Here is a 6,819-nt window from a genome sequence, read left to right on the forward strand (position 1 = left end):
AGGGATATGGCCCTTTGGAAAGGGGACTATGCATGTTAAAAAAGAGGATAAGGTGTTATTCCTTCCACAGCGTCCGTATCTTCCATTGGGTACGCTTAGGCGGGCACTGTGCTATCCTATGCCGGATGACGGAAGTGTATCGGACGACAAGCTGAAGGATGTTCTGCAGCGTGTAGATTTGGCTCATTTTGCTGATAAGCTGGATACTGTTGACGACTGGAGCCGTATTCTTTCACTGGGCGAGCAGCAGAGAATTGCATTTGCCCGTATTCTCATTACGCGGCCTGACTGGGTATTTCTTGATGAGGCTACAAGTGCTCTTGATGAACCTAGAGAGCAGCGTCTGTACGAGCTTTTGAGAGAGGAGCTGCCCGATACGGGAATTCTGAGTGTGGGACACCGTGGAACACTTTTCAGGCAGCATGAGCAGGAGCTGCACCTTGAGGATGGAATATGGAGCTTACGCAGCATTGAGAAGGAGCCGCATCCTGCGGTGTGAAACATATTAATACATGTATGGAGGTATGCTTTATGGTATACCCCTATACGTATTTTTGAGAAATATTATCAATAATTTGCATTTTCTTTTGTTTTGTAATATAATAACGCTTGGATTTGTTTTTCTGTTGTAAGGACGGCGTCATGTGAGGAAACATGGAAACTCGTAACGAGGCCTCCTGAGGCGGAGAAATGAATTCCAAGCCAAATTCATTTCTATTTTTTTAGGAGGGTTTTCGTAATGAAAAAATCACTCGTATCTGCACTGACGACTGCACTCGTAGTCGGCGCTGCATCCACAACTTTCGCTGCTGCAAATCCGTTCGAGGATGTTGCTGCAGACCATTGGGCTTATGACGCTGTTGCTCAGCTCGCTGCTGACGGCGTCATCGAAGGCTATGGCGACGGCACATTCCGTGGCGACCAGGAAATCACACGTTTCGAGATGGCTCAGATGGTTGCACGCGCTATGGCAAAGAGCGGCGTTTCCGCAGCTGATAAGGCTATGATTGACAAGCTGGCTGCTGAGTTCGCTGATGAACTCAACGCTCTCGGCGTTCGCGTTGCTGCTCTCGAGAAGAAGGTTGACAACGTTAAATGGAACGGCAAGTTGCGTTATCGCTACATCAATACTCGTAAAGAGAATAAGCCTGATCACACGAATACGAACCAGGTTCTCCTTCGTCTCGAGCCGTCTATGGTAATCAATAACCACTGGACAGGCCATGCTCGTATTGACTACGGCACGGACACAGACAACATGGATACGGCTAAAAACCAGAACAATGTTCAGGTTGAGCGTGCATGGGTTTCCGGCCAGTACGGCAACACGGAAATCAACCTCGGTAAGCTCCCGATGTACTCCATGGTTGATGACGGTATGGTCTTCGACGACAACATTGCAGGCGGCCAGGTAGTATTCGGCAAGAAACTGAAAGTTGCTCTTTCTGTCGGTCGTGCTCGTTTCGAGGACTACAAGGATCTCAATGCAGATGGAGAAGCTGATGCTATTACGGCAAGCTACCAGAGCATTGAAGTATACAACGACCGTGATGCTAAGTTCACGTATGGTGTCGGCTTCCATCACTTCGCTAACAAGCAGATTGCTGTAGGCAACAATGGCGAGAATCATGACCTGAACATCTGGGATCTCGGTCTCGGCTACAAGTTCACGGACAATGTCGCATTGAAGGGCGCTTATGCTTGGAATACAGCTGCTTCCAACACTGAAGCCCAGTACAGAAATGCTAAGCGTGCGTGGACTGTAGAGCTCGACTACAAGGGCGCAGATCCGGCTAAGAAGGGCTCCTTCGGTATCTTCGCCGCATATCGTCAGCTCGGTATGGCTGCTGTATGGCTCCCAACGTATGATGGAATCGAGCGCAACCAGAAGGGCTGGGAGTTCGGTGCTGATTATGTATTCGATAAGAACATCGTCGGTACGGTCAAGTACTTCACGGGCAAAGTTATGGATGCCGACAACACGAAGGCTCACAGACTCTTCACAGAGCTGAACTTCTTGTTCTGATAACTGAATCGGAAATAATAAAGGACCGCGCTTCGGCGCGGTCCTTTTAGCATGTGTGCATAAATAGCAGTAAAAAACAGTCAGTGAAAACATCGTTTTCGCTGACTGTTTTTTTAGATGCCTTCGCCGTCCATTCCGGTGAAACGGCTTCTTATTGTGCGGTCAATCTGCTTTACTTTTCCGTCCTTTATAACGATGACCAGTTGACCGTAGTCAAGGCTCTTAAAGGAAGCCTGAATCTGGTTCTCAATAAAGGAAAGCTCCTTTTCATCCGGCTCTTTTCTTTCACACGTCGGAGTATTTTGCAGTACCCGTATTTTTTCGTTTCTTTCAATCTGCACGAGCCGTGCATCCTGCGCGACAAGGATTAGCTCGCCAAAGCAGATCTCGGAAAGAGCCAGTCGGATGTATTTCATTGCCTGCGGACTGATGATGCCGGAGACATTTTTCTGTGCTGCCATATTTACCCACCTTTCATAGCTATATACTATGATTTATAAAAGGATATCATACCGGACGCGGTATGTCAACGAAGTGAGAAAACATAGGAAAAATGAACGGTGTGAAAAATTTTTTAAAAAAAGTATTGACATCATGAATGATGTGAAGTATAGTATTCCAAAAGATACATAACATAGCAACTCGCTATGAAATAGCTGACTGGAAAACCGGAGGCTTCAACAGAACCGTAAGAGCGGACTGTTGAAGCCTCCTTTCTTTTTCAAAAGCAATCCAAAGTATCTTGGGAGATGATGGAATGAATGGAAAGGAACGGCTGCTGGCAGCATTACGCGGCGGGGCGACGGACCGAATGCCCGTGCTCTCCGTTTGTCAGTACGCTACCTATGAGTTGATGGAAAAAACGGGAGCCTGTTGGCCTGAGGCTCATTATGACGGTGAGAAAATGGCGGCGCTTGCGGCAGGCGGAACAACAGTGCTTCATCTTGATGCGGTGCGCGTGCCATACTGTCAGACGGTTGAGGCGGAAATATACGGCTCAAAGATTAAGGATGGAGGAAAGAAGCAGATTCCCAGTATTGAAAAGCCTGCCCTGAGTGTGGACGATGTTCCGGTCATCCCGGAGAATTTCACGGAAAAGGGAAGGATTCCTGCGGTACTCGATGCCATTCGTCGGTTGAAGCAGGATGTTGGCGGGGAAACTGCTGTAATGGGAAGTATTGTGGGCCCATTCAGCGTGGCAGCGAATATCATCGGTGTTTCGGCACTTCTGAAGGCAAGCCTCAGAAAGCCGGAAAAGCTTGCTCCTTTTTTCGAGGCGGCAGAGAAAACCGCTGAGCAGTATGCGGAGGCAGTCATCAATGCAGGTGCTGACGCAATCGTCATTGAAGACATGATGGCGTCGCTGGATATGATTAGCCCGAAGGCGTACAGGGAGCTTGCGGCACCCTACGAAAAACAGTTGATTTCCTTCATTAACAAAAGGGTTCCTGTTATTATCCATATCTGCGGAAAGCTGGACCAGGTAATTCTTGATGTGGCTGCGACAGGGGCGGACGCGATAAGCGTTGAGTCCGCTGTGGATGTCAGGGAAGCTAAAACGAAGTTTAAGGAAAATGGTATTTCGACGCCGATATTCGGTGCGGTTCATCCCATAAGCGCTCTCTTGGAGGGCACTGAGGAGGATGTCGCCCAGGGCGTGAAAAAATCCATCGCCGACGGCGTTGATGCAGTCTCCCCGGACTGCGCGGTTGCGCCGGATACGCCGATTAAAAATATCATAGCAATGGTTAAAACAGTTGAAGGACTGTAAACAGAAAAGAAAGAAGGAATAAATCATGGCAGAAAATATTTTGGAAAAACTCAAGCAGACAATTCTTGACTTCGATGAGGACGCGGCACTTGATGCGGCAAATGAAGCACTGGCAGCAGGCGTTGACCCGGTAGAGGCTGTAGGCGCTCTTGCTGACGGACTCAACGAGCTGGGCGACAAATTCGAACGTATGGAGGTATTCCTCCCGGAAATCATGTTGGCCTCGGATGCCTTCAAGAATGCGCTGAGTGTTCTGGAGCCTGAGATAAAGAAAAGAAACACTGAAGGTCAGAAGGCTATCCCGGTAGTTATCGGCACCGTACAGGGTGATGTACATCAGGTGGGCAAGGATATGGTTGCGACCTTCCTGACGACTGCAGGCTTTGATGTGCATGACCTGGGCGTTGATGTTGCTCCGTCACGTTTCCTTGAGGAAGCAAAGAAGCTTGACGCGAAAATCATTGCGGCTGCATCTCTTATGTCAACCACACGCCCTGTACAGAAGGACCTTATTGATTTTCTTGAGGCAAAGGGTGTACGTGACAACTTCATTGTCCTTGTTGGCGGCGGCGTTGTAACGCAGGAGTGGGCCGACCAGATTAAGGCAGATGGCTACGGACAGGATGCTATCGCTACAGTTGAAATCGCAAAGAAGCTTCTGCATGTTGCATAAAAAGCCGGACGTTTTAAGAGACGGCATTAAAAAATAGAAAAAATACATTGATTTGATACAGTTGGAGGGAATTACTATGAGTCATGGATCTAAAGGAAAATTTATCGAATACTGGGGCCGCGGTGAAACAGGTCCGATTACATTTCAGAAGGAATTTGATACTAAGGTTTACTGGCCGCGATTGAAGGAGCTCACGAAGAAATACGGCATTGAGTACGCGCCCGGGAAGGTGGTCCCGACGGACGATGATGAGCTTGATGCTATTTGGAATGCAGGCAAGGAGCTTTTGCTGGATGTAGGTATTCTGAACGTATCGACAGAGCGCCGCATAACCTTCAGCGAGGAAGAGGTTGATGCAGCACTTGAGAACCTTCCGACACAGGTAACACTGGGTGAGGGACAGGATGCTATTACCATTCCGCACCGCGGCTTTGAGGATTATGACAACGGCCCTACTCCGGTGGGCACAATGGGCCGTATTCTCGGACCTATCTCAGATGATTTATATGATAAAATTGCTCTTTCCTATGCGCAGGAGCCTCTGGTTGATTATGTTCACTTCCAGGGCGTCAAGACAGAAATCAACGGTATTCCCGTAAAACCGGGCTCTCCGTTTGAAATGATGGCTGAGCAGCAGCATGTCGCTATAGTAAATGATGTAAAACGCCGCGTCGGACGTCCGGGACTCCCGGATGGCGGTTCTACGCCTGTTAATCTTCAGGCGGAAATGGCAGCGGCAAATCCGTACTGGGGTGTTAAAAAGGGTGACGTGCGCCATGTTTATATCATGCCGCAGCTTAAAACAGACTACGATCAGATGAGCCGTGCGTACTTCTGGCACTCCTACGGCGCAAACATCTGGGGTATTCTGCAGTCCTACATCGGCGGTGCGGCCGGCGGTCCTGCAACCTCCGCGGTAAACGGCGTTGCTGACCTTCTTGCATATGTAATGCTGTATGAGCCTACGATTCTCGGCACATGGCCGACAGATGCCCTTTACTTCAGCAATTCCAGTAAATACGCTCTTTATGTAGCGAACTATGGCGGCGCGGCTTTCAGCAAGCATACTCATTTCCCGTCCCTCGTCGGTGCTTCCTGGCAGCAGACTGCAGGCATCAACAGTGAGGAATACTTCTGGGAGACCGCAGCCGGCGCAATCGGAAGCGCAACTCTCGGCTTCCTTGTCGCAGGCGGCACAGGCCATCAGAGCGCAGGCCTCGACCACGCATGCGGACTTGGCGCACGCTTTGCTGCAGAGGTCGGCAGGGCAGTCGGTAAGGCCCGCCTTACCCGCGTACAGGCAAACGAGCTTGTCAATAAGATTCTGCCGAAATATCAGCCGCTCATCGACAACCGCACGCTGCATACAGTCGGCGGAGACTTCCGCACGGCATACGACCTTACGACAGTTCAGCCGAAGCCTGAGTTCCTTGCAAAATACAACAAGGTCAAGGCAGAGCTTCGTGAGCTCGGTCTGCCAATCGTTTAAAGAGCTTCCCATTGTTCCCTTTCACGGGAGCATTCCCATAACTCTTTGGAGGCTAAGCCTCCGGGCCGTTCACAAATTTTGTGGACGGTCTTTTTTTATTCAGTACGTTTTGTCCATAAGCCAATCCAACGCGTATACCTGTTTTATGCCGTCGTGAGATACCGGAGGAACCATATCCATCGTTATCAAATATCTTTGATAATAGTCTTGTACACTTTTCAGCGGAGCCAATTCTCTTTTTAGGATAGAGCCATCGTCATCGATAACGGTGTATGCTACTTGATAATAACAACGCTCGCCGTTCTGCATGGTGACGAAGTCTATTTCAGTATCTCCAACCTTGCCGACGTATACTGCGTCCCAGCGCCGTTTGAGTTCAAGATAAATAATGTTTTCAAGTACGTGTCCTATGAATGAAGTAACTGTTTTAAGTATAGCTCACGATGTATCACTGCTATCACCTCTTGAATAAAGTACATAAAAATGGTGAATAAATACAAGCTTTTAAAGTAGAATTTAAAAACTTTAAGTTTACACATACTTTTTAAAGCGAAATGACATTAGCTTATTTCAGAGTTTTTTAGTGAATTGTCTTGACATACATACATCTTTGATGTATATTAGTCTAAAAATACAAAACATAGCATATAAGTATGAATAAACAAAACTGACTGGAAAACCAGAGGCTTTGGATGGAGCAGAGTGCTCTGTCCATAGCCTCCTTTTTGTTGAAGGGAGAATGGAAAATGGCAGAGGCGTACACGATAGTTTTTCAGCCCTCGGGACGGCGCGGGGAAGTGCCGGCAGGGAAGACTGTACTGGCAGCGGCGCAGGAGCTGGGCGTTGGGATAGAGGCGTCA

6 protein-coding genes are annotated in these 6,819 nt (G+C 48.5%); 5 read left to right on the forward strand and 1 reads right to left on the reverse strand.

What is annotated here, in order from left to right:
• Together ACY69O_RS01375 and ACY69O_RS01380 are read left to right on the forward strand one after the other, a co-directional pair.
• A partial coding sequence (locus ACY69O_RS01375) for an ATP-binding cassette domain-containing protein (protein WP_462331681.1) occupies nucleotides 1-499 on the forward strand: 499 nt, incomplete at its 5' end.
• Between the two features lie 240 nt (nucleotides 500-739).
• Entirely contained in the window at nucleotides 740-2,026 is a 1,287-nt protein-coding gene (locus ACY69O_RS01380) for an S-layer homology domain-containing protein (RefSeq protein ID WP_462331682.1), read from the forward strand.
• Between the two features lie 113 nt (nucleotides 2,027-2,139).
• Here the strand turns inward: ACY69O_RS01380 and ACY69O_RS01385 are convergent, their stop codons facing one another.
• Nucleotides 2,140-2,487, reverse strand: a complete 348-nt coding sequence (locus ACY69O_RS01385) for a DUF2292 domain-containing protein (protein WP_462331683.1) — start codon at nucleotides 2,485-2,487, stop codon at nucleotides 2,140-2,142.
• A gap of 296 nt (nucleotides 2,488-2,783) precedes the next feature.
• Between ACY69O_RS01385 and ACY69O_RS01390 the strand changes: the two genes are divergently transcribed.
• The 3 genes from ACY69O_RS01390 (at nucleotide 2,784) to ACY69O_RS01400 (ending at nucleotide 5,959) form a co-directional block, all read left to right on the forward strand.
• On the forward strand, nucleotides 2,784-3,797 hold the full coding sequence (locus tag ACY69O_RS01390) for an MtaA/CmuA family methyltransferase (protein WP_462331684.1): 1,014 nt from the start codon (nucleotides 2,784-2,786) through the stop codon (nucleotides 3,795-3,797).
• Between the two features lie 25 nt (nucleotides 3,798-3,822).
• The gene (locus ACY69O_RS01395; protein WP_072934248.1) at nucleotides 3,823-4,470 is read left to right on the forward strand and encodes a cobalamin B12-binding domain-containing protein; all 648 of its coding nucleotides are present in this window, start codon (nucleotides 3,823-3,825) and stop codon (nucleotides 4,468-4,470) included.
• A gap of 76 nt (nucleotides 4,471-4,546) precedes the next feature.
• Nucleotides 4,547-5,959, forward strand: a complete 1,413-nt coding sequence (locus tag ACY69O_RS01400) for a monomethylamine:corrinoid methyltransferase (RefSeq protein ID WP_462331685.1) — start codon at nucleotides 4,547-4,549, stop codon at nucleotides 5,957-5,959.
• The last annotated feature ends 860 nt before the right edge of the window (nucleotides 5,960-6,819 follow it).

Source organism: Schwartzia sp. (in: firmicutes), assembly GCF_978017985.1.